This window comes from Pseudomonas sp. SMV7 (genome assembly GCF_052041995.1).
Taxonomy (GTDB): domain Bacteria; phylum Pseudomonadota; class Gammaproteobacteria; order Pseudomonadales; family Pseudomonadaceae; genus Aquipseudomonas.
On record NZ_JBKGGT010000054.1, the window covers coordinates 1 to 661 of the forward strand.

General features: G+C 58.2%; 1 protein-coding gene. It reads left to right on the top strand.

Going from position 1 to position 661, the window contains the following annotated elements; translation table 11 throughout:
* Positions 1–661, top strand: a 661-nt coding sequence (locus tag ACLEJP_RS25490; protein WP_440810905.1) for a hypothetical protein, incomplete at both ends; no start/stop codon positions are given.

A 661-nucleotide genomic window follows, 5' to 3' on the forward strand; every position in this document is an offset into this window, starting at 1 on the left:
ACTGGTGGTGCAGCGCTATGCGCGTATCGCCATAGGCGATGTCCTTTACTTCAGTTGGAAGGGCAAGGATGAGGGGGCTTCGCTGGAGGATTCGATCAGAATTACTGCTTCCAACATTGGTCGCGAGCAGTTTGAGCTGACTGCCAGCAAGGGACTGGTCACCGCCAATGATGGTCACAAGGTGGTGGTGTCTTATTGGGTCGAGCGGGCAGAGGGAGCAGGGACCAGTCACTCCGAACCGTTGACGCTGCAAGTCGGGGCGGCTGTTCCGACGCTTCCGGAGCTGGTCATCGAAGAGGCTATCGAGGGGGGCATCGATCCTGCACAGGTCGCGGACGGTGCAACGGTGTTCATCGCCGCCAGTGCCGAGTTGCAACCGCTGGACAAGGTGCGTATCGAGGTGTCAGGTAAGCATCCGGATGCACAAACGCACACAGTGACTCAGGGCGGGGAACAGCGTTTCAAGATTGCCCCTGAAGTGATCTGGGGTAACCAGAACGTCAATATCACCGTGACCTATTTCGTCCTCCGGGGAGGTGTCGAGCCAGAACAGCCCTCTGCTCCGGTTGAGTTCACAGTGCTTGAAATCAGCGAGGCAGCGCTTCCGGAACTGGTCATCGAAGAGGCCATAGAGGGGGTCATCGATCCTGCAGATGTCGCG